20 protein-coding genes and 1 pseudogene are annotated in these 19,897 nt (G+C 70.7%); 7 read left to right on the top strand and 14 right to left on the bottom strand.

Translation table 11 applies throughout. From position 1 onward, the window contains the following. Positions 1-31 precede the first annotated feature (31 nt). The 3 genes from ACZ4FV_RS22130 to ACZ4FV_RS22140 all read right to left on the bottom strand — a co-directional run bounded on the left by ACZ4FV_RS22130 (position 32) and on the right by ACZ4FV_RS22140 (position 1,481). Complete coding sequence (locus tag ACZ4FV_RS22130) at positions 32-232, bottom strand: hypothetical protein (protein WP_395867842.1); 201 nt, start codon at positions 230-232, stop codon at positions 32-34. A gap of 144 nt (positions 233-376) precedes the next feature. After that, complete coding sequence (gene tenA / locus ACZ4FV_RS22135; RefSeq protein WP_395867840.1) at positions 377-1,042, bottom strand: thiaminase II; 666 nt, start codon at positions 1,040-1,042, stop codon at positions 377-379. A gap of 121 nt (positions 1,043-1,163) precedes the next feature. After that, a complete protein-coding gene (locus ACZ4FV_RS22140) occupies positions 1,164-1,481 on the bottom strand; it encodes a cupin domain-containing protein (protein WP_402234853.1) in 318 nt (105 codons plus the stop codon). Positions 1,482-1,563: 82 nt separating this feature from the next. Here ACZ4FV_RS22140 and ACZ4FV_RS22145 point away from each other — a divergent pair, with 82 nt between their 5' ends. From ACZ4FV_RS22145 to ACZ4FV_RS22160, 4 genes are all read left to right on the top strand, one after another. Further along, positions 1,564-1,941, top strand: a complete 378-nt coding sequence (locus ACZ4FV_RS22145) for a phage holin family protein (RefSeq protein ID WP_395867836.1) — start codon at positions 1,564-1,566, stop codon at positions 1,939-1,941. Between the two features lie 93 nt (positions 1,942-2,034). After that, positions 2,035-3,156 carry a cystathionine gamma-lyase gene (locus ACZ4FV_RS22150; protein WP_465323106.1) on the top strand — a complete coding sequence of 374 codons (1,122 nt, stop codon included), beginning with the start codon at positions 2,035-2,037 and terminating at the stop codon, positions 3,154-3,156. Positions 3,157-3,230: 74 nt separating this feature from the next. Further along, positions 3,231-4,130, top strand: a complete 900-nt coding sequence (locus tag ACZ4FV_RS22155; protein WP_402234850.1) for a LysR family transcriptional regulator — start codon at positions 3,231-3,233, stop codon at positions 4,128-4,130. Between the two features lie 98 nt (positions 4,131-4,228). Then, complete coding sequence (locus ACZ4FV_RS22160) at positions 4,229-4,690, top strand: NUDIX hydrolase (protein WP_395867830.1); 462 nt, start codon at positions 4,229-4,231, stop codon at positions 4,688-4,690. A gap of 43 nt (positions 4,691-4,733) precedes the next feature. Here the strand turns inward: ACZ4FV_RS22160 and ACZ4FV_RS22165 are convergent, their stop codons facing one another. The 3 genes and pseudogenes from ACZ4FV_RS22165 to ACZ4FV_RS22175 form a co-directional block, all read right to left on the bottom strand. After that, positions 4,734-5,402: a response regulator gene (locus tag ACZ4FV_RS22165; RefSeq protein WP_395867828.1), complete on the bottom strand. Its 669-nt coding sequence runs from the start codon at positions 5,400-5,402 to the stop codon at positions 4,734-4,736. Next, positions 5,399-6,721, bottom strand: a complete 1,323-nt coding sequence (locus ACZ4FV_RS22170; RefSeq protein WP_395867826.1) for a sensor histidine kinase — start codon at positions 6,719-6,721, stop codon at positions 5,399-5,401. Before ACZ4FV_RS22170 ends, ACZ4FV_RS22165 begins: the two co-directional genes overlap by 4 nt. A gap of 22 nt (positions 6,722-6,743) precedes the next feature. After that, positions 6,744-7,022: pseudogene (locus tag ACZ4FV_RS22175) on the bottom strand (MMPL family transporter); the annotation flags it as partial. 1,122 nt (positions 7,023-8,144) lie between these two features. Between ACZ4FV_RS22175 and ACZ4FV_RS22180 the strand changes: the two are divergent. Both ACZ4FV_RS22180 and ACZ4FV_RS22185 read left to right on the top strand, forming a co-directional pair. Next, a complete protein-coding gene (locus ACZ4FV_RS22180; RefSeq protein WP_395867824.1) occupies positions 8,145-9,056 on the top strand; it encodes an ATP-binding cassette domain-containing protein in 912 nt (303 codons plus the stop codon). Beyond that, positions 9,043-9,816, top strand: a complete 774-nt coding sequence (locus ACZ4FV_RS22185; protein ID WP_395867822.1) for a hypothetical protein — start codon at positions 9,043-9,045, stop codon at positions 9,814-9,816. The genes ACZ4FV_RS22180 and ACZ4FV_RS22185 overlap by 14 nt, the downstream gene beginning before the upstream one ends. Positions 9,817-9,881: 65 nt before the next feature. Here the strand turns inward: ACZ4FV_RS22185 and dnaB are convergent, their stop codons facing one another. Next, on the bottom strand, positions 9,882-12,473 hold the full coding sequence (dnaB, locus tag ACZ4FV_RS22190) for a replicative DNA helicase (RefSeq protein ID WP_465323107.1): 2,592 nt from the start codon (positions 12,471-12,473) through the stop codon (positions 9,882-9,884). 588 nt (positions 12,474-13,061) lie between these two features. Here dnaB and ACZ4FV_RS22195 point away from each other — a divergent pair. Next, the gene (locus ACZ4FV_RS22195; RefSeq protein ID WP_395867969.1) at positions 13,062-14,345 is read left to right on the top strand and encodes an MATE family efflux transporter; all 1,284 of its coding nucleotides are present in this window, start codon (positions 13,062-13,064) and stop codon (positions 14,343-14,345) included. 217 nt (positions 14,346-14,562) lie between these two features. Here ACZ4FV_RS22195 and ACZ4FV_RS22200 read toward each other — a convergent pair whose 3' ends face one another. From ACZ4FV_RS22200 to rpsR, 7 genes are all read right to left on the bottom strand, one after another. Beyond that, a complete protein-coding gene (locus ACZ4FV_RS22200) occupies positions 14,563-14,772 on the bottom strand; it encodes a heavy-metal-associated domain-containing protein (RefSeq protein WP_395867818.1) in 210 nt (69 codons plus the stop codon). Between the two features lie 178 nt (positions 14,773-14,950). Beyond that, positions 14,951-15,916: a nitroreductase family protein gene (locus ACZ4FV_RS22205; protein WP_465323108.1), complete on the bottom strand. Its 966-nt coding sequence runs from the start codon at positions 15,914-15,916 to the stop codon at positions 14,951-14,953. Then, complete coding sequence (locus tag ACZ4FV_RS22210) at positions 15,913-17,025, bottom strand: hypothetical protein (protein WP_465323109.1); 1,113 nt, start codon at positions 17,023-17,025, stop codon at positions 15,913-15,915. Before ACZ4FV_RS22210 ends, ACZ4FV_RS22205 begins: the two co-directional genes overlap by 4 nt. Beyond that, the gene (locus ACZ4FV_RS22215) at positions 17,022-17,477 is read right to left on the bottom strand and encodes a DUF4188 domain-containing protein (protein ID WP_402234835.1); all 456 of its coding nucleotides are present in this window, start codon (positions 17,475-17,477) and stop codon (positions 17,022-17,024) included. The genes ACZ4FV_RS22210 and ACZ4FV_RS22215 overlap by 4 nt, the downstream gene beginning before the upstream one ends. After that, positions 17,474-19,018 (bottom strand): phenylacetate--CoA ligase family protein, encoded by a 1,545-nt coding sequence (locus ACZ4FV_RS22220; protein WP_395867810.1) that lies wholly within the window; start codon positions 19,016-19,018, stop codon positions 17,474-17,476. The genes ACZ4FV_RS22215 and ACZ4FV_RS22220 overlap by 4 nt, the downstream gene beginning before the upstream one ends. A gap of 157 nt (positions 19,019-19,175) precedes the next feature. Continuing rightward, the gene (gene rplI / locus ACZ4FV_RS22225; protein ID WP_020557175.1) at positions 19,176-19,622 is read right to left on the bottom strand and encodes a 50S ribosomal protein L9; all 447 of its coding nucleotides are present in this window, start codon (positions 19,620-19,622) and stop codon (positions 19,176-19,178) included. Between the two features lie 17 nt (positions 19,623-19,639). Beyond that, the gene (gene rpsR / locus ACZ4FV_RS22230; RefSeq protein ID WP_020557174.1) at positions 19,640-19,876 is read right to left on the bottom strand and encodes a 30S ribosomal protein S18; all 237 of its coding nucleotides are present in this window, start codon (positions 19,874-19,876) and stop codon (positions 19,640-19,642) included. Between the last annotated feature and the right edge of the window lie 21 nt (positions 19,877-19,897).

Below are 19,897 nucleotides of genomic sequence, written 5' to 3' on the forward strand. Positions count from 1 at the left end.
ACACCGCCGGTCGCACGACCAGCGTCGGGTTTCAGCCGAGCGGATCCCGCGGTTCGCGGCCGACCACCGCGGTACGCGCGAGCACGACCATCCCGACCGTGACGAGCAGCCCCACGACACCCTTGACGATGAGCATCAGGAAGGCCGAGAACAGCCAGATCAGCAACCAGCACAGCAGCACCAGCGCGAGCACCGGCACACCGACCCGCACCCACTGCGGCCATGTCTCCATCGTTCAACCCCCAGTCACGCGATCCCACGCGAGACGTGCGTGCGGGGACCACATTCCCCGCAAGGACACGTCGTATCCGGGCGGACCGGTTCCGGCCGGACCGAATCCGGCCGGCCGGGCGTCGCGACGACCGGCCCGATCCGCTCAGACCGGCCAGCGCTCGCCGCGCCACGCGGCGTCCCAGAACATCCACTCGTAGCGGGCCGTGGTGGTGAAGTGTTCGATCATCCGAGCCCGCTCGGTCGCCGAGAGGTCCTCGCCGATCCGGTCCACCAGATCGAGCACCGCGCGCACCGTCTCCTGGAACTCCTCGGCGCCGTAGGTGGCTATCCACCGCCCGTACAGCTCGTCGGGCGAGCCCTTGGCCAGCAGCGCGTCGCCCACGCGGGCGTAGATCCAGTAGCAGGGCAGCACCGCGGCCACACCTTCGGCGAACGAGCCGTTGTGCACGGTGGCGAGCAGGTAGCTGACGTAGGCCCGGGTGCTGGGCAACACCGGCTCGGTCGCGGTCGCGTCCGCCACCGAGCTGCCGAAGTCGACCATGAAGCCCTCGTGCAACGAGCGCTCGGCGGCGATCGCACCGGCCGCGTCGCCGGCGAACTGCACGGTCGTCGCCTCGTCCGGCGCCTTGGCCGCGCACACCGCGAGCGCCTTGGCGTAGTCGCGCAGGTAGTGCGAGTCCTGCACGACGTAGTGCCGAAACGCCTCGCGCGGCAGCGTGCCGTCGGTCAGCCCGTGGATGAACGGGTGCTCGAGGATCGCCGCGTAGACGTCCTCGATCGCGGCCCAGAGCTCGTCGCGCAGCGCCATCAGGTCTACTCCCGATCGTCGGATCCCGGGATCCGAATCCCGGATCCCAAGATGCGATTGTCGTACACGGGTCCGGGCCCGCCCGTGGGTGCGCCCCTCGCGCGCGCCGCGCGCATCGCGCTCAGCCCTCCGGCGGCGAGAAGAACACCAACACGCGCAGCGGCTCGGTGATCCGGTGGAAGTGGTGCCGCACGCCGGCCGGTACGTACACGACGCTGCCGCGCGCGACGTCGGTGGACTCGTCGCCGACGGTCAGCGTGGCCCGACCGCTGATCACCACGTACGCCTCGTCCTGACGGTGCGGCTTCTGCGTGTCGGTCTCGCCCGGTTCGAGGGCGTACAGGCCCATCGAGAAGTTCCGCTCGCTGAGGAACTTCAGGTACGCGCCCTGCTCGAACGCGCGCTCGGCGTCCAGATCATCGAGGCGAAAGACCTTCATGTGACCAAACTCCTTACCGACACGAACAGACTTTCCCATCATGCTCAAGCGGGAGGCATCCACCGGATGCCAGCATCAAGATATGAAAAGCCTGGTCGTCAAACTGGTTGTCAACGCGCTGGCCATCTGGTTCGCCAGCTGGTTCGTACACGGAATCGATCTCGCCGACGGTGCGTCGGCCGGCAGCAAGGCCAAGACGATAGTCGTGGTCGCGCTCATCTTCGGGATCGTCAACGCCGTCATCAAACCGCTGGTGAAGCTGTTCTCACTCCCACTGTTCGTGCTCACCCTCGGACTGATCACGTTCGTGATCAACGCGTTGATGTTGTGGCTGACCGAGGCGATCTCGAACAAGCTGGACCTCGACTTCCACATCGACGGCTTCTGGGCCGCGCTGCTCGGCGCCCTGGTGATCAGCATCGTGAGCTGGTTCCTGAGCCTGATCCTGGACCGCGACTGAGGTCCGCGGGCGCGGTCTCGGCACGGCGTCGCCCGAGGGCACGCCGAGGAGCCGCGCAACGTTTCACGTGAAACAGGCAGCGAAGGAGTCGTGATGGCCACCGAGTGGAGCGACGGTACCCGGGCGGTCCGGGCCGGCAGTCCGGGCCACGCCCCCGGCGACCCCTTCCTGCCCGGACCCGTCTTCGCCGGTACGTACCACCTGCCCGGCGAGGTGAACGGTCCCTACCAATACGGGCGTTACGCGAACCCGACCTGGACCGGCCTGGAGGCGGCGATCGGCGACCTGGAGGGCGCCGCCGACACCGTCACGTTCGCGTCCGGGATGGCCGCCGTCTCGGCCGTCCTGATCGGGCTCACCACGCCGGGCGACGTGGTCGTACTGCCGTCCGACGGCTACCCGGCCACCCGCACGCTCGGCGAGCACCTCGCCGCACGCGGGATCACCGTGCGCCTGGTGCCGACCGCCGGCGCCGAACTCGAAGGGGCCCTGCCCGGCGCCCGCCTGGTGTGGCTGGAGACACCGAGCAACCCGGGCCTGGACGTGTGCGACATCGAGCGGATCGCCACGCTCGCCCACGCGCGGGAGACCCTGGTGGCCGTGGACAACACGCTGGCCACCCCCCTGGGCCAACTCCCGCTCGCGCTCGGCGCGGACATCTCCGCGGCCAGCGGCACCAAGGCACTGACCGGGCACAGCGACCTACTGCTCGGGTACGTCGCCTGCGCGAACGCCGAACTCGCCGCCCGCGTGCGGTCCTGGCGCTCGCTCACCGGCGCGGTGCCCGGGCCGATGGAGGCCTGGTTGGCGCATCGCTCGTTGTCCACCCTCCAGTTGCGGGTGGACCGCCAGGCGGCCAACGCGCTGGCCGTCGCCGAGGCGCTGCTCGGCCGCACCGACGTCGCCGACGTTCGGCACCCCGCACTCGCGGGCGATCCGGCCTACGATGTGGCAACCCGTCGGATGCGGCGGTTCGGCTGCGTCGTGAGCTTCACGCTCGCCGACGCGGACACCGCTCGCCGGTTCCTGGGCGCCCTCGAACTGGTCGCCGACGCCACCAGTTTCGGTGGCGTGCACAGTATGGCCGAACGTCGCGCGCGCTGGGCCGGCAACGATGTGCCGGAGGGATTCGTCAGGTTCTCGGCCGGTTGCGAGGACACCGCGGATCTCATCGCGGACATCCTGCGCGCCCTGGACGCCGCCTCCCCGGGCTGACCTGCGACTTCGGGCAAGATCACGTGATGTCCCCGACTCTCGGGAGTGGTCGGGGGACACGAGACGGGGGACCCGTGGACCTGACGCTGTTGCGCACTTTCCTGGCCGTACACCGCGCGGGTTCGTTCACCCGGGCCTCCGCGTCGCTCGGGCTCTCGCAGCCGGCGATAACCGCGCAGATCCGCACGCTGGAGAAGCAGGTCGGCAAGCAGTTGTTCGAGCGGCTGCCGCGCGGGGTCGCGCCCACCGGCCCCGCCGACGAGCTCGCCCGCCGGCTCGCGCCGCACCTGGACGCGATCGAGGAGATCGCGGCCCGCGAGGTGCGCGGCGTGGACCCGATGCGGCGCACCGTGCACCTGGGCGGCCCGACCGAACTGACCGCCCTGCGTGTGCTGCCGTCGCTGGCCGACCTGGTCCGGCGCGGTCTGCGGTTACGGGTGACCCTGGGCCCCGGCGACGTGCTGCTCACGGGCCTGGCGGCGGCCCGGCACGACCTGGTGATCTCCGACGTGCGACCGCGGGCACGCGGGATAGTGGGGACGCCGCTCACCGACGAGGAGTACGTCCTGATCGGCGCGCCGCACTGGGCCGCACGGCTGCCGCAGAGCCGGATCCTGGCCCAGGGGCCGACCGCCCTGGAGGGGGTGCCGCTGGTCTGCGAGGCGGAGGAGCAGCCGCTGATCCGGCGCTACTGGTCGACCGTGTTCGACGCGAAGCCCACCGCCCCGGCCGCGGTGACGGTGCCCGACCTACGTGCCGTACTGGAGTGCGTACGCGCCGGGCACGGCATCGCGGTGCTGCCGCGCTATCTGTGCGCCGAGGCGCTGGACCGGCGCGCGGTGGTCGCCCTCCTGGAGCCGGAACTGCCGCCACTGCACACGGTGTTCCTGGCGGTGCGGGAGGGTACTTTGAGCCAACCGCACATCGCGCACCTGCACGGCGAGCTGATCGCGCGCGCCGCGCGCTGGGCGTGATCCCGAACGTGCGGCCGGGCAGGCATAAACCCCCCGTGTCGCCGGAAAGGGAGACTTCAGACGGGGGCAACGCCGCAAGAAAGCAGAGGGCACCGACGATGCGTTCAGTGGTGAAGCGGACGGCACGCGCGATCCTGCTCGACGACGAGGATCACATGGTGCTGATCAAACGCACCAAGCCGGACAGCCCCCCGTACTGGATCACCCCCGGCGGCGGCGTCGAGCCCGAGGACACCACGGTGTCCGAGGCGTTGCGGCGCGAGGTGTTCGAGGAACTCGGCGGCAAGATCGGCCGTCCGGTGCCCGCGTTCGTGGACACCGTGCCCGAGCCGGGCGGGGTCAAGGTCCAGCACTTCTTCGCCTGCCGGCTCGAATCGATGGATCCCGCGCTGCGGCACGGCCCCGAGGTGGACGAACCGAACGGCGAGTACGACATCGTCCGGGTGCCCTTCACCCCCGCCGGGCTGGCCTCGGTGGGCCTGGTGCCGGCGAGCCTGGCGGCCTACCTGCGGGCCAACATCGAGGGCATCCACACCCTGCTCGCGGGCGACCTGGGCTAGAGCGGTCCGGGTCCCGCCCCGGGAGCGCAGCGGGGCGCGGTGCTCAGCCGCGTCCCGGCCGGACCATGCCCGACTCGTAGGCGATCACCACGAGCTGCGCGCGATCGCGCGCGCCGAGCTTGACCATCGCCCGGCTGACGTGGGTCTTGGCGGTCAACGGCGAGACGAACAGGTGCTCGGCGATCTCGTCGTTGCTCATCCCGGCCGCCACCAGCGAGAGCACCTCGCGCTCGCGGTCGGTGAGCGCCTCCAGCCGGTCCGGCGCGGCCACCTTGGGCTCGGGCTGGGACAGGAAGCGGGCCACCAGCGCGCGGGTGGCCCCCGGCGAGAGCAACGCGTCGCCGGTCGCCACGGTCTTGATCGCCTTGAGCAGGTCCTCGGGATCGGTGTCCTTGACCAGGAAGCCGCTGGCCCCGGCCCGCAGCGCCTCGAAGACGTACTCGTCCACCTCGAACGTGGTCAGCACCAACACCCGTACGCCCGCGAGCTCGTCGTCGTGGACGATCCGGCGGGTGGCCTCCAGGCCGTCCATGCCGGGCATCCGGATGTCCATCAGCACCACGTCCGGCCGCGTCTCCTTGGCCAGGGTGAGCGCCTCGGCGCCGTTCGCCGCCTCGCCGACCACCTCCAGCTCGGGGTCGCTGCCGACCAGCACCTTGAAGCCCGACCGGACCAGCAGTTGGTCGTCCGCGATCAGCACGCGCACCGTCATGAGGAATCTCCGTCCCGACGCGCGGTGAGCGCGCCCTTGTGGTGCGGCAGCACCGCGTGTACCGAAAAACCGCCATTGGGGCCGGGTCCCACCGCGAGCGAACCGCCGACGGCGACCGCCCGTTCCCGCATGCCGAGCAGCCCGTGTCCGGTGCCGTCGGCGCTCTTGCCCCGTCCCGTCTGGGGCGTGCCCCGGCCGTCGTCGAGCACGTCGACCTCGACCGCGTGCTCGCCGTACACGACCCGCACGATCGCGGACGCGCCGTCGCCGCCGTGCTTCATCGCGTTGGTCAGCGACTCCTGGACGATCCGGTACAGCGCGAGGCCGACCGGCGCGGACGGGGTCCGGGCCTCGCCGGACTCCTCCAGGAGCACCGGCAGACCCGCGTTGCGGTAGGACGCCACCAGCGCGTCCACGTCGTCCACCCCCGGGGTCGGTTCGGTGGGCAGGTCGTTGTCGCCGTCCTGGCGCAGCACGCCGAGCGTCGTGCGCAGCTCGGCCAGCGCGTCCCGGCTGGCCACCTTGATGTGCACCAGCGCCTCCTTGGCCTGCGGCACGTCCCGGTCGATCACGTGCGCGGCCACGCCCGCCTGGATGTTGATCATCGCGATGCTGTGCGCGACCACGTCGTGCAACTCGCGGGCGATCCGCATGCGCTCGGCGGTGACCCGGCGTCGGGCCTCGTCCTCGCGCTCGTGCTCGGCGCGGGCCAGTCGCGCCTGCACCTCGGCCCAGTAGGCCCGCTTGGCGCGGACCGCCTCGCCGATCGCGACCGGCAGGTACATCCAGATCCCGGAGAGGTACTTCTCCGGGGACAGGAACCCGTCCGGGGTCAGACCTATCCGCATCCCGGTGTGCACCACCGCGACCGCCGAGGCGATCAGCACCGAGCGGCGCAGTTGCCCGCTGGCCGCCACCGTGTACAACGCGACCATGGTCGGGATCAGGATCGGGCCGTCCAGGCCGTCGGCGGCCAGGTAGAACACCTGGCCCGCCTCGGTCAGCGCCAGCACCGTGAGCGGCCACCGCAGCCGGCCGAACAGCACCAGGCAGGTGAGGCCGGCGATGCTCAGGTTGAGCGCGTCGGGGTGCCCGACGTTGTGGTCCTGGGTGGAGCCGCCGACCGAGCCGCCGATCACGCACATCAACACCAGCGCGACCAGGCACACCTCGCCGACCCAGGGTCGACAGGGCAACCAGCGCGCGAAGGTCTTGGGCGCCGGCAGCAGCCAGGGCTCGACCGGCTCGCTCGTACGGGGGCCCGCCGCGGACGCGGGAAGGCCCCGCACGGCGGCTCGCGCGGGGCCTTCCTTGGGCATGCGTTCTCCTCGGTCCACCGGGTCAGCGGTCCCCGGTGAATACCGGCTCCCTGTCCTCGTCGCCTCGGCCCACCGGCTTCGGCGCACGATCGGCGTGTCCGGGCCACCACGCCGCGTGCCCGATCAACGCGGTCACGGAGGGAACCCGGAACATCGACACCACGAACGCCGAGACGCAGATCCCGACCGAGACCGCGAAGCCCATCCGGGTCAGCATGTCGATGCCGGCCATCCTGGGCGACGCGAACGTCCCCGCCAGGATGACACCTGCGGCGGCGGTCGGTGAAGGACGCGGTCCGGCCGCCGACCATCGCCCGGGTGCCGTCGGGCCGGTGCGCGTGCACGAAGTCGCGCAGATCGGCGCGAACACCACCCGGGCCCTGCGGCCATCAACCGGCCGGCGGTGATCTTCCAGGGGTTGTGAACGACGAGTCGGCCCAGTCGCCCGAACATCGGTCTCTCCTCGGTTGCGTGCGCGATCCCACGGTGTGACCGGCCCCCGAGCACACCTTGTGATCGAATTCACAAAGCGCCGATCGCGCACGAGCCGAGAGAACGCCGGTGGTGTCGGCCTCGACGGTAGGCGGGCCGGAACGGACACTTCAATTGAAATCGGGGCCGCGCACACAAGTTCCGCCCCCGGGACTACAAGGGTGCACCGCCCCCGCAGACGTGGGAGTGGCGGCGTACTACAGCGGGAGTATCGAAAATTCGCGCCCGGGGATGCACGACATGTACTCGTCCCGGTGGGCGAACCACGCGGGCCACCGGCCCGCGGCGGCCCGAAGAACGAAAAGGGCGCGGGGCCGGGACCGACCGCGACAGTGCGCGCCAAGCCGGCGCCCATTCGATCCCAAGCGGCGCCGACCATGATCGAAGGCATGCGGCGGGCCCGGCAACCCCGTGATCGGGCCCGCCGCACCGGGAGCGGTTCGGAGCCTTCCGAGGGGGGAGGGGCTCCGGACCCAACTCCCCGGCACCCGCCGCCCGCCGAGACCCGGCCACGCCCGCCGCCGCCCACCGGGACGGGGATGTCCGGCGGGCGGCGGTTGCGGTGCTTGCGGTGGCGGTGGCAGTGCCGGCGGGGCGACGACCCTGGCGCCGAATCTCCCCGCGGGGTCCATGATCGCGATGTCCTCTCGCCGTTGCCCCCGCGAGACCACCTCGGCCCCACATCGACGAGTCTGCCGGTGCGCCGTGCGGCGAACACTGCGCCGAACCCTCGACCCGAGGTGGGTCCAGATCCACTCCCGCTAGGCGCACCCGCCCGGGCCCCGGTCCATGGCGTGGCCGCCCCATGGCGCGGATCCAGAGCTGCGCCGGCCCGCGCCTCTGCCGAAAGTCGTGCTGGAGCCCTGTCGAACGAGCGATGCCGCGCCCCGAGGCCGGCTCCTAGCGTCGTCCCGGACGACAAAGGAGCACGATGATCAGGCTGGAACGACTGACCAAACGCTACGGCGCACACACCGCCGTCGACGCACTCACGCTCACCGTCGAGGGCGGACTGGTGACCGGCTTCCTGGGTCCCAACGGCGCGGGCAAGTCGACCACGATGCGGATGATCCTGGGCCTGGACCGACCGACCTCGGGACACGCCTCGATCGACGGCCGCCCGTACGCCCGCCTGCACCGCCCGCTGCACGAGGTCGGCGCGCTGCTCGACGCCAAGGCGGTGCACCCCGGGCGGACCGCGCGAGCACACCTGCGCACGTTGGCGCGGACCCACGAGATCCCGCTCCGACGGGTGGACGAGGTCCTGGACCGGGTCGGCCTGACCGAGGTCGCGAACCGCCGCGCGGGCCTGTTCTCGCTCGGCATGAGCCAACGGCTCGGCGTGGCCGGCGCACTGCTCGGCGACCCCCGGACGCTGATCCTGGACGAGCCGATCAACGGCCTCGACCCGGACGGCGTGCGCTGGATCCGCGAGCTGATCCGCTCCCTCGCGGCGGAGGGGCGGGCGGTGTTCGTCTCCAGCCACCTGATGAGCGAGATGGAGCAGACCGCGGATCGGCTCGTCGTGGTGGGCCGGGGACGGCTGATCGCCGACGCGCCGATCGCCGAGGTGATCGACGCGGCCGGTGCCTCCGGGGTGCTGGTCCGCAGCCCGGACCGGGCGGGTCTGGACCGGCTGACCGAGTACCTGCTCGAAACCGGCGCCCGGATGGTGCCGACCGACGAGGACTCCCGCGGCTACACCGGCGCCTCGATCGAGGAGGTCGGCCGGGCCGCACACGCACTCGGCGTGCCGCTGTACGAACTGAGCCACCGGCGGGCCTCGTTGGAGCAGGCATACCTGGAACTGACGGCGAAGGCGGTGGAGTATGCGGCAGGCTGAGGCGCGAACCCGGGTTTGGGAACAGGGTCGGGGCGGGCCGCTCGCGCTGCGCTCCGCGGTGGGCTCGGAATGGATCAAGCTGTGGTCGGTGCGCTCCACGTGGTGGTCGGTCGCCGCCTCGGTGTTCCTGATGACCGTGTGCGCGGGAATCATCGGCATGGACTTCGCCAACGACGTGGAGCGCGGGGAGACCAAGGACGGTCTGACCATGGCCGTGGGCGAACCCGCGACCGGCTCGGTCCTGCTCGCCCAATTCGCCGTCGTCGCACTCGCGATGGCGGTGATCACGGCCGAGTTCGCGACCGGGTCCATCCGCACCACACTGACCGCCGACCCGCGCCGGGGCAGGATGCTCTTCGCGAAGACGGCGGTCGTGGTCGCGGTGACCACACCGCTGGCCGCGCTGCTCGCGGTCGCCGGCGTGGGCATCGGCCGCTTCACGCTCGGCTCGTACGCCATCACCTCGTCCGGCGCGGTGGCCGGCGACATCGCCGCGATCACCGCCTACCTGGTGCTCACCGCGATCCTGACCGTCGGCCTGGGCGCCCTGTTGCGCAGCCCGGTGGCCACGCTGAGCGTCGTGCTCACGATGATGCTCGCGCTCCCGATGCTGATCGCCACCGAAGCCGCCGACATCCTCCCCGGCCGCGCCGGAATGAACCTCCTCGACGGCGACGCCACCGCCGCCGCGATTCTCGCCGCCTGGGCCATGGCCGCCCAAGTCGCAGGCTGGGCAGCCCTGCACCGCCGCGACATCTGACCACCGCCGCGCCGACCGACCCCCGCCCCGGGCACGCCTGGGGTGGGGTCGTCCCGTCCCTCCAGTCAGCTCTGCGCCATGTCCACGAACCGCGAATAGTGCCCCTGAAAGGCCACGGTGATCGTCGCCGTCGGCCCATTACGGTGCTTGGCCACGATCAGGTCCGCCTCCCCGGCCCGCGGCGACTCCTTCTCATAGGCGTCCTCGCGGTGCAACAAAATGACCATGTCGGCATCTTGTTCGATAGATCCTGATTCACGAAGGTCGGAAACCATCGGCTTCTTGTCGGTGCGCTGTTCCGGGCCACGGTTGAGCTGGGACATCGCGACCACCGGGACCTCCAGCTCCTTGGCCAGGAGCTTGAGGTTCCGCGACATCTCGGAGACCTCCTGCTGGCGGTTCTCGGCCCGCCGCGAGCCGCCCGACTGCATGAGCTGGAGGTAGTCGATAATCACCAGCCGCAGGTCGTGCTTCTGCTTGAGCCGGCGACACTTGGCCCGAATCTCCATCATCGACAGGTTCGGCGAGTCGTCGATGTACATCGGCGCCGCCGTGACCTCACCCATCTTGCGCGAGAGCCGCGTCCAGTCGTCGTCCGTCATGCTCCCCGAGCGCATGTGGTGCAACGCGACCCGAGCCTCCGCCGACAGCAGACGCATCATGATCTCGTTGCGCCCCATCTCCAGCGAGAAGATCACACTCGCAAGATTGTTTTTGATCGAACACGCACGTGCAATGTCCAATCCGAGGGTGGAATTGTGGGTGGGAATCCACGAGCGGCCCGCCAGGTAGAGGTGGCTGTCGTTGTCCACCTCCACGCAGCGCACCGGTACCGAGTCGACGCGCCGCACCGCGCTGATGTAGCGCAGCCGAGTGGTCGGGTAGGCCAGGGTGCTCTGCCGGGCGATCTTGCGCGGCAGCCGGAAGACCTTGTCCGCCGGCGTGAAGTTCACTTGGTAGCAGACCGACGATTCGGCAGTGCGGCCCTTGACCGGCTTCGTACGCATCGTCGCGCGATAGCCCAGACTCAGCACGAGTTCGAGAACACCCTTGGCGAGCCTGCGGCTGGTCACCGCGAACTGCACGGTGCCGCTCGGGCTCACGTACCCGTCGGTGTCGAGCAGTCCGGCGAGGAGATCGCGCCGCTGCTGTTCGGAGGCCCGCAGGTAGACCTCGGGAATGTGCTTGTCGTGCAGGACACCAAGCGTGCGCAGGATGGCCGGAACCGTACCGTGTCGGTCGCGGCAGGACTGACACCGCAGCAATCCGCTGGAGGGTCCTCCACAGTCGGGGCAGGACGGATCGCCGACCGGCGCCGAGACCGCCTTGGCCTTGCCACCACAGGACTTGCCGCACGAGCGCACCTGCGAGGTGCGGGGCACGAACGGCTTTCCGCAGACCACGCACGCACGTTCCTCGACGGCCGCCGGTTCCGGAAGGCGTAGGTTGTACAGCAGGGGACTCCCGGTCGGGACGGCTCGAATGCCGCTCCGCTCGATGTTGTCGATTATTTCCGGATCTGCCGTGGTGAACCGGCTCCCCGCGCTGTGCCCGTCGCCCAACCAGGCCCCCAGCACATAGGGCGGCAACATCAGGTCCCGCTCCGGGAAACGCGCGGGCGCGGCCACCCGCACGGCATGGTTCAACCGCCGGTCGGCCGTCTCGCACCGCACGGTGGCCGCGATCTCCTCGGTGGTCCGGACCGTCCCGGCTACCGCCGGCGCGTCGGTCCGGCCGTGGACCGCGCGACGCTCGGCCCGGGTCTGGGTCACCCACTGGTGGGCGCCGTCCGCAACGATCACCGCACCATCGGAGAACTCGACCTCGTAGCACGGTCGATCGATCAACATCTCGGTCGCCGCCACCACCCGGGTCGGCGCCCCGTCGGCTCCGATCAGCAGGTCGCCAACCCGCACCTCACCCATCGTGGTCCACCCGGTCGGCGTCGGTAGGGGAGTGTCCAGCGCCAGCGCCTTGCCCATGGCCGGACGGGCGGCGATGACGATCATCTGGCCGGAGTGGAGGCCGTTGGTGAGGGAGTCGAGGTCGGTGAAGCCGGTGGGGATGCCGGACATCTGGCCGCCGCGAGAGCTGATCGCCTCGATCTCGTCGAGCGCGCCCTCCATGATGTCGGCCAGCGGCGCGTAGTCCTCGGTGGTGCGCTGCTCGGTGACCTTGTAGACCTCGGCCTGGGCGTTGTTGACGATGTCGTCGACCTCGCCGTCGGCCGCGTAACCCATCTGCACGATGCGCGTGCCCGCCTCGACCAGGCGGCGCAGCACCGCCTGTTCGCGCACGATGCGGGCGTAGTACTCGGCGTTCGCCGCCGTGGGCACCGACGAGATCAGGGTGTGCAGGTACGGGGCGCCGCCCACCCGGCCGATCTCGGTGCGCTTGGTCAGTTCGGCGGCGACGGTGACCGCGTCGGCCGGTTCGCCCCGGGCGTACAGGTCCAGGATCGCGTTGTAGACGAGTTCGTGGGCGGGCCGATAGAAGTCGATCGGCTTGAGGTTCTCCACGACGTCGGCGATCGCGTCCTTGGACAACATCATGCCGCCGAGGACCGATTGTTCGGCGGCGATGTCCTGGGGTGGGGTCCGCTCGAATCCTTCGCGGGCCGGCTCGGGCCTGGCCTCTTCGAACTCGGAGACGCTCATGCCCGGGGTCTCCTTTCACAAAGGCTCGCGCGAGATCGCACCGCAATACACCGTGTCCTTCATACGCCACACGGCCGACAGTTCCGCCGCACGACGCGGCATGCGGCCCTTCACCGTACGGGTGGACCCTGGGACCGCCAAGACGGTCATACACAGGCCCTGTGGATAACTGTGGATAACCTGTGGAGAGAGGCGGGTCGAGCTGTGCACAAGCTGTGCGCAGTCGACCGCCAACGCTTCGCAATCATGTGCACAAACCCGGTCTGACCTGCGATTTCTCTATCCACCGGCTGTGTATGTGAAAAACTGTTGGGCGAATCATGCGGCTATCGCCCCACGTGTGCACCCGCGTACGCCCCGCGCTCGCCGGTAATGACCAGGAGCGCATTGTGACCCTTACCTGTGGATGACTACGGTGGACGCGTGCCGTCCACGGTCCCGTCCCCACCCCCAGAGCCGCCCACCGGCGAGCCGCCCGTCCCCGAGCGGCTCGGCACCGGGGATCGCGGCACCGAGCAGCCCACCCGCGAGCCCGCGACCCCGCCGGCGCCCGCCGACCGGGCCCGGCGCCGCGCACACGACCGCGACATCTTGCGCCTGGCGATACCCGCCTTCTTCGCCCTCGTCGCCGAGCCGCTGTTCGTGCTCGTCGACTCGGCGATCGTCGGCCGCCTGGGCACACCCCAGTTGGCCGGCCTCGGCGTCGCGGGCGCGGTGCTGACCACCCTGGTCAACCTGTGCGTGTTCCTCGCCTACGCGACCACCGCCGCCGTCGCCCGCCTGATCGGCGCGGGCGACCCGCGCGCCGCGATCCGCCAGGGCCTGGACGGGCTGTGGCTGGCCGCACTGCTGGGCACCGCCCTGCTCGTGGTCGGCTTGGTCGCCGCCCCGTGGGTGGTCGCGGCGTTCGGCGCCTCGGACAGCGCGACGCCGCACGCGGTGACCTATCTGCGGATCGGTTCGCTGGGCATCCCGGCGATGCTGATCGTGCTCGCCGCCACCGGCGTGCTGCGCGGGCTCCAGGACACCCGGACCCCGCTCGTGGTCGCGGTACTCGGCTTCGGCGCCAACCTGCTGCTCAACATCGTGTTCGTGTACGGCCTGCACTGGGGCATCGCCGGATCCGCGTGGGGCACGGTGCTCGCGCAGACCGGGATGGCCCTGGTCTACCTGGTCCGCGTCGTCCGCGGCGCCCGCCGACACGGCGCGTCGTTGCGACCGGACCCCGCCGGCATACGCGCGTCCGCGAGCGCCGGCGCGCCGCTGTTCGTACGCACCGTCAGCCTGCGCGCGATCCTCGTCGTGGCCACCGTGGCCGCCACCCACATGGGCGACACCTCGATCGCCACGCACCAGGTCGCCTGGCAGGTGTGGACCTTCCTCGCCTTCGCGATGGACGCCCTGGCCATCGCGGCCCAGGCGATAGTGGGCCGGGCGCTGGGCGCCGGGGACGCGGCCGGGGCCCGCGCGGCGACTCGCCGGATGCTGGTGTGGGGGGTCTGGACCGGCGTGTCGTTCGCGATCGTGGTGGTCCTGGCCCGCCCGCTGTACATCCCGCTGTTCACCGCCGACCCGGCGGTGCGCGACCTGCTGGCGGGCACGCTGCTCGCGGTCGCCGTGCTCCAGCCGCTCGCCGGCGCGGTGTTCGTGCTGGACGGAGTGTTGATAGGCGCGGGCGACGGCCGCTACCTCGCGCTCACCATGCCGATCGTGCTGGCCGTCTTCTGCGCGGTGCTGGGCACCGTACTGGCCCTGGGCGGCGGCCTGATCGCGGTCTGGTGGTGGGCGATCGGCACGTTCATGCTCACCCGCCTGGTCGTGCTCGGCCGGCGCGCGCACGGCGACGCGTGGCTGGTGACGGGCAAACGCTGAGGTCGGGCACACCCTGGCGGCACGCACGGCGGTCGGGCCGAGAGCGGCCGGACCGGGCTTCGCGAACATCCGACCGGGGCCGGAAGGCCGGACCTCGACGCGCCGCCGACTCCCGCACCCCGTCCCCGTCGCGTCCCCGACGCCGGGCATGCCCGCCGTCGACGTGAACCGGCGCAGTCGCGGTGGGTTGCCGACCACGAACACCGCTGGCTCGGACTCACGCCCCGACGACCTCGTAGCCCGCCTCCACGACGGCCGCGCGCACCGCGTCCGCGTCCACGGGCGCCTCGGAGGTCACGGTCACCAGGCCGGAGGCCAACTCGACCTTGACGTCGGTCACGCCCGAGACCTCGGAGACCTCCTCGGTGACCGACGATACGCAGTGGCCGCAGGTCATCCCGCTGACGGTGAAGGTGGCGGTGCTCATGACGGTGATCCTTTCGTCGATACGAGGACCATGATCGGCCCCACGACGATGAATTTATACCCCCCTAGGGTATCCAGGCAAGTCGCCGGACCCACCCGTCCGTGGGATTCCGACCACCCCACCGCCCGAACTCCACCGCCCGCCCGGATCACGCCCGCCCACCCGGTGTCGCCCCCGCTCAGTCCGTCCGCCGCGCGGACCGCACCGGTTCCCGCACCGGCCGTCCGACCCGAAACACCGCCCACGGAACCGCCCCCACCCGATCCGCCAACTCCCCGCAGGTGCGCCCGCAGTCGATGAGCTGGCTGAGCGGATGCGTCGCGTACCCGTGCCGGGCCAACGTCAACCAGCAGCGCAACAGCCCCCGCCCCGCTTCGAGCAGGTGCTTCGGCTCTGCGGGCACCGTCGGCGCGGTCACCACCAGCACGGTTCCGTCGTAGCGCATCACCCCCCGCGACGCCGCCGCCAACGCCCGGGCCAACCCGACCCGGCGCAGCACCCGATGGGCGGCCGGACTCAGCGCCGCGCGCAACGCCCGCTCCTCGACCCGGGACAGCGCGAGCGCCGGCCCGGTCAGCCCGTCCCGCGCGTCCGGGTGCCCGGCCGGCACCGGCCGCAGCCGCAACCACCGCCGCAACTCGGCGACCAGCGCCGGATCCGCGAACAACCACCGGTCCGCCTCCTCCGACAACGGCGCCAGCGCCCGGGTCCCGCCGCGCCACAGCCCGGCCGACCCGGCGAACGCGTCGCCCGCCTCCGCGAACACCGCGTCCGGCAGCGCCCCCGGCTCGTACGCCCCGCGCGCGCTGCGCCGCCCCGCCAGGTCCGCCGCCGTGAACGGCGTCGGATGACACTCGTACGCCCGCACGAAACGAGCCACCGGGCCCCGCTCCGACGCGCCGGTCCACTCCACCCGCAGCGGCACGCCCAGGTCCGCCGACGCGATCAGGAACGCCTCCGTGAACGCCCCGAGTGCCAGGAACAGGTCCCGCCGGGTGGGGTCGCCGACCGGCAGCTCGCGCGCGGCGTCCCAGGACAGCGCGTAACCCAGGGCGCCGCTCGGCGACACCGTCCACGGCTGGGTGTTGTGCGCGCTCGGCGCCCGCCCGGCCGCCCTCAACAGCTCCTCGAGTTGCCCGCTCACGACGCGCTCCCCAGCGATCGCACGTAGAACGTATGCCCGTGCAGCTCGCGTCCGCCGATCCGGCGATACTGCGCCGCCGAGGCCTTGTTGTCGTCCTCGACCCAGGTGCTGCGCAACGCGTGGTAGCCGCCCGCCCGCAGCGCCCGGTACTGCTCGCGCGCGAGCAGCGTCAGATAGCCGCGCCCCTGGGCCGCCGGCACGGTCCCCTTGATGATCAGCACGGCCTCGCGGCGATGGCGCCCGCGCGTGGCCAGCAGACGTAGCTGGTTGCCCAGGTGCAGATCGCCGCCGATCCGCATCAGGAACTCCGAGATGTCCGGCACCGCGAGGGTGAACGCGATCGGCTCGCCCGCCCGCTCCAGCCACAGCAGCAGCGACTCGTCCAACAGATGCGCCAAGCCGTCCGTCTGCGCCCGCAGTTCGTCGAGTTCGATCGGCGTGTAGTAGCCGAGCTGCCCGAAGCTCGCGTTCAACATCGAGTGCAGGATCGGCAGTTGCTCGGCCAGCCGACGACGTGATCCGCGCCGGATCACCAACCGCTCGGTGGCGATCCGCGCGTCGTCGAACACGTACGTCTCGTCGGGGTCGTCGGTGCGCTCGCGCAGATCCGGGCAGATCCAGGTGGAGGCGGAGAACCTCCTCGCGAAGCCGGCCCGTTCGTAGGTCTCGGGATAACGCGCCGGATTCCACGCCGAGTCCACGAAGCCGCGCTCGGTGAACCCGGAGGTGATCACCCCGCCGGTCTGGTTCGGCAACAGCGCCACCGGTCCGAACAGGCGGTCGCGACCGGCCCGCGCGGCCCGCCGCTCCATCAGGTCCACCAGGACGGCGAACACCTCGGGATCGTCGCTGAACTCGGTGAGCCCGAAGAGCTGATGCCGCCCGCGCAATTTGGCGTCGAAGCGCCCGTCGGTGTGCAGGCAGGTCCGCCCCACGACGCGCCCGGCCCGATCCCGCACCACGTACAACTCGATCCCGGCCCGCTGCCACTGCCGCACCTGACCGCGCAAAACCGGTACGTAGCGGTCCTTCGGGTGCAGCCGCAGCGGGAGTTCGCAGAAGTCGCGCAGCGCGCGCCGGGACTCGACCCGCTCCACCGTCGGTATCACGACTTCGCCTTCCGGTGCACCGGCGCGCCGGTCTCCTCGCGGCCGATCGGGGTGAACTCCTCGATGTGCGCCATGCCGTCGCCCTCGGCCCGCCACTCGCCGTTGCTGTAGCCGGCCGGCTGCGCGTCGAAGAGCCGGATGAAGCCCGCCGTGCCGTTGCGGTCGTCGTGATCGGTCATCCAGCACATCAGGTCGCGGTGCGCCTTGGAACGGGCGAACCGCAACATCGCGTCTTGATCCGCGAACACCGCGACCGTACCGAGTGTGAACGGGCCCTGGCGGTAGACCTTGTGCCAGCGGTAGCCCTCCATGCGCTTCATCGTGCGCACCATCCGCAACCACGGCCGGGCCAACGACAACAACGACCGCAGCCCGCTGTAGTGCGTGGCTCCGATGAACAACGCCTCGCCGCGCGCCTGCGGCGGTGCCGCCGAGAAGTCGGTGGTCCTCATCGCTGCTCCCCCTCCACGAGGTAGACGTTCTTGATCTTGGTGGTGCCGTGCAGGAACGGCCCGGTGCCGAAGTCGTGTACGAGCACCCGCACGTCGGCCGCCGTCGGGTCCTCCGCGAGCGACTGGGCGAAATCCCGGCTGACCCGGGCCAGATGGCGCACCACACCCTCCCGGCACACCCGGGCGAGCTTCTCCCGGTCCGCGTCGTCGAGCGAGGTCCCGTCGCGCAGTTGGAGGTTGACCACGGGCCGGCTCTCCAGGTCGGCGTACTCGTCGACGGTCAGGCAGAAACCCTCCAGGTGCGCCGCCATCGGGTTGTCCTGATAGAGCCCGTACTCGACGTCCTGCGGATAGATGTTGGCGCCCATGTAGGAGATCGTGCTGTCCTTGCGCCCGAACAGCAGCAACATCGGCAGCCGCATGCCCTCGACCCGCGCCGCGCGTTCCCAGCCGACCCAGGCCTGCGCGTCCGGCCGGATCATCTCCTCGACCTCGGCGAAGGTCAGCAGCCGGCCCTCGTCGCCGATGTTGTAGCGCACCTTGGGACTCATCACCGCGGTCGAGTTGATCGTGCAGATCACCTCGTCGTCGGCGTTGGTCTCCAGGTACGTCTCCAGCGGGTTGTACTGGAACACCATCGGCACCCGCCCCTCGTCCGGCCCGAGCACGCGCGCCCGCAGCCGCTCGTCGGTCAGCAGCCGCTTGCGCAGCCACACCGTCGCGTCGCTCTCGCCGGCCATCCCGATGGTCAGGTCCGAGGCCCCGTAGCCCGAGCGCACCTTGACGAACCGCTCCTCCAGATAGTCGCGCAACGCCTCGGTCATGCCCTCGCCGCCGACGAAGCCGTACATCGCGTGCCGCCGCCAGTCGAAGCCCTCGGCGTCGAGCCGGTCGCGCAGATGCTTGAGGAAGGGCGGGTACGCGGTGACCAGGTAGGTGAAGCGCGGCCCGAAGTGGCGCAGCGTGTCCACGATCTTGTCGATGTCGGGCCCGGTGTTCTTGACCATCGCCACCCGGGCCATCGCGATGCCGGTGTTGGTCCCGGTGGCCCACGCGCCCATCGAGTAGGCGTTGATCACGAACAACTTGCGTCGGGGGAACACCAGCGAGGTGTAGCCGGCCACGTTGCGGTGCACCGACTTGAGTTCGCGCCGCGAGCGCAGCCAGTTGTGCGGTGTCCCGGAGGAGCCGGAGGACTCGTCCACGACCGTCCCGGCCACCTCCAGCGTGCCCAGCCAGCACCGGGTGTCCTCGGGGTACGCCTTGACGTAGTTCTCCTTGGACGTCTCCGGGTAGGAGGTGAGGTCGAACCAGCGGAAGCGCCAACGGTGCCGGCGCAGGAAGTCGCGGTACGCGGGCACGTCGAGCGCGGCGAACTGGCAGGTCATCCACGCGTGCCGGCGGGCGAACCGCTGCATCCACGGCCGATAGTTGCGCGCGGTCCAGCGCCAGACGACGGGATGGACGCGGTAGAGCTGATACAGACCGGTCAGCGCGAAGCTGACCACACGCAGCAACCACTGTCGGATGAACCTGGCCATGACCGTCCGCCCCTTTGCCCCGCCGGACCGCCCGGCGTGTGTCTCCAGCGTGCGACGGAAGGGGTGTTCGGGACATGAGTACCACTACTCAGTCGACTACTCGGAAACGCCGAACGGCCCGACCCCGGAAGGGGTCGGGCCGTTCGGGTGCTTCAGGTCAGGCGGGCACGACGTCGAGGTCGAGCGCGGCCGAAACCTCCTGGTGGAGGCGGACCGTGATGCGGTGCGACCCGACGGTCTTGATCGGCGTACCGATCTCGACGCGACGCTTGTCGATGTCCGGACCGCCGGCGGCCTTGATGGCCGACACGACGTCCGCGACGGTGACCGAGCCGAAGAGTCGGCCCGTCTCGCCGGCGCGCGTCTGGAGCGTCACCTTGAGACCCGCGAGCTGACCCTTGACCTCGGCGGCCTGGTCGAGCGTGCGGATCTCGCGGACCTTGCGGGCGCGACGGATGGCCGCCACGTCCTTCTCGCCGCCACGGCTCCAGCGGATCGCGTAGCCGCGCGGGATGAGGTAGTTGCGGCCGTAGCCGTCCTTGACCTCGATGATGTCGCCGGGCTCACCGAGACCGGTCACCTCGTGGGTGAGGATGAGCTTCATGACAAGATCACCCTTTCTCAGCGAGCAGTGCTGGTGTACGGCAGCAGCGCCATCTCGCGGCTGTTCTTGACAGCCACGGCGACGTCACGCTGGTGCTGCGTGCAGTTACCGGTCACGCGACGAGCGCGGATCTTCCCGCGGTCGGAGATGAACTTCCGCAGCAGGTTGGTGTCCTTGTAGTCCACATAGGAGATCTTCTCCTTGCAGAACACGCAGACCTTCTTCTTAGGCTTGCGCGCAGGCGCCTTCGCCATTGTGCTCTCCAGATCGTTTCA

The sequence above is a fragment of the Embleya sp. NPDC025285 genome (assembly GCF_055558835.1).

Coding starts and splice junctions, on each gene's coding strand:
- ACZ4FV_RS22130 (WP_395867842.1), bottom strand. CDS start 232: ATGGAGACATGGCCGCAGTGGGTGCGGGTCGGTGTGCCGGTGCTCGCG.
- tenA (WP_395867840.1), bottom strand. CDS start 1,042: ATGGCGCTGCGCGACGAGCTCTGGGCCGCGATCGAGGACGTCTACGCG.
- ACZ4FV_RS22140 (WP_402234853.1), bottom strand. CDS start 1,481: ATGAAGGTCTTTCGCCTCGATGATCTGGACGCCGAGCGCGCGTTCGAG.
- ACZ4FV_RS22145 (WP_395867836.1), top strand. CDS start 1,564: ATGAAAAGCCTGGTCGTCAAACTGGTTGTCAACGCGCTGGCCATCTGG.
- ACZ4FV_RS22150 (WP_465323106.1), top strand. CDS start 2,035: ATGGCCACCGAGTGGAGCGACGGTACCCGGGCGGTCCGGGCCGGCAGT.
- ACZ4FV_RS22160 (WP_395867830.1), top strand. CDS start 4,229: ATGCGTTCAGTGGTGAAGCGGACGGCACGCGCGATCCTGCTCGACGAC.
- ACZ4FV_RS22165 (WP_395867828.1), bottom strand. CDS start 5,402: ATGACGGTGCGCGTGCTGATCGCGGACGACCAACTGCTGGTCCGGTCG.
- ACZ4FV_RS22170 (WP_395867826.1), bottom strand. CDS start 6,721: ATGCCCAAGGAAGGCCCCGCGCGAGCCGCCGTGCGGGGCCTTCCCGCG.
- ACZ4FV_RS22180 (WP_395867824.1), top strand. CDS start 8,145: ATGATCAGGCTGGAACGACTGACCAAACGCTACGGCGCACACACCGCC.
- ACZ4FV_RS22185 (WP_395867822.1), top strand. CDS start 9,043: ATGCGGCAGGCTGAGGCGCGAACCCGGGTTTGGGAACAGGGTCGGGGC.
- dnaB (WP_465323107.1), bottom strand. CDS start 12,473: ATGAGCGTCTCCGAGTTCGAAGAGGCCAGGCCCGAGCCGGCCCGCGAA.
- ACZ4FV_RS22200 (WP_395867818.1), bottom strand. CDS start 14,772: ATGAGCACCGCCACCTTCACCGTCAGCGGGATGACCTGCGGCCACTGC.
- ACZ4FV_RS22215 (WP_402234835.1), bottom strand. CDS start 17,477: ATGAGGACCACCGACTTCTCGGCGGCACCGCCGCAGGCGCGCGGCGAG.
- ACZ4FV_RS22220 (WP_395867810.1), bottom strand. CDS start 19,018: ATGGCCAGGTTCATCCGACAGTGGTTGCTGCGTGTGGTCAGCTTCGCG.
- rplI (WP_020557175.1), bottom strand. CDS start 19,622: ATGAAGCTCATCCTCACCCACGAGGTGACCGGTCTCGGTGAGCCCGGC.
- rpsR (WP_020557174.1), bottom strand. CDS start 19,876: ATGGCGAAGGCGCCTGCGCGCAAGCCTAAGAAGAAGGTCTGCGTGTTC.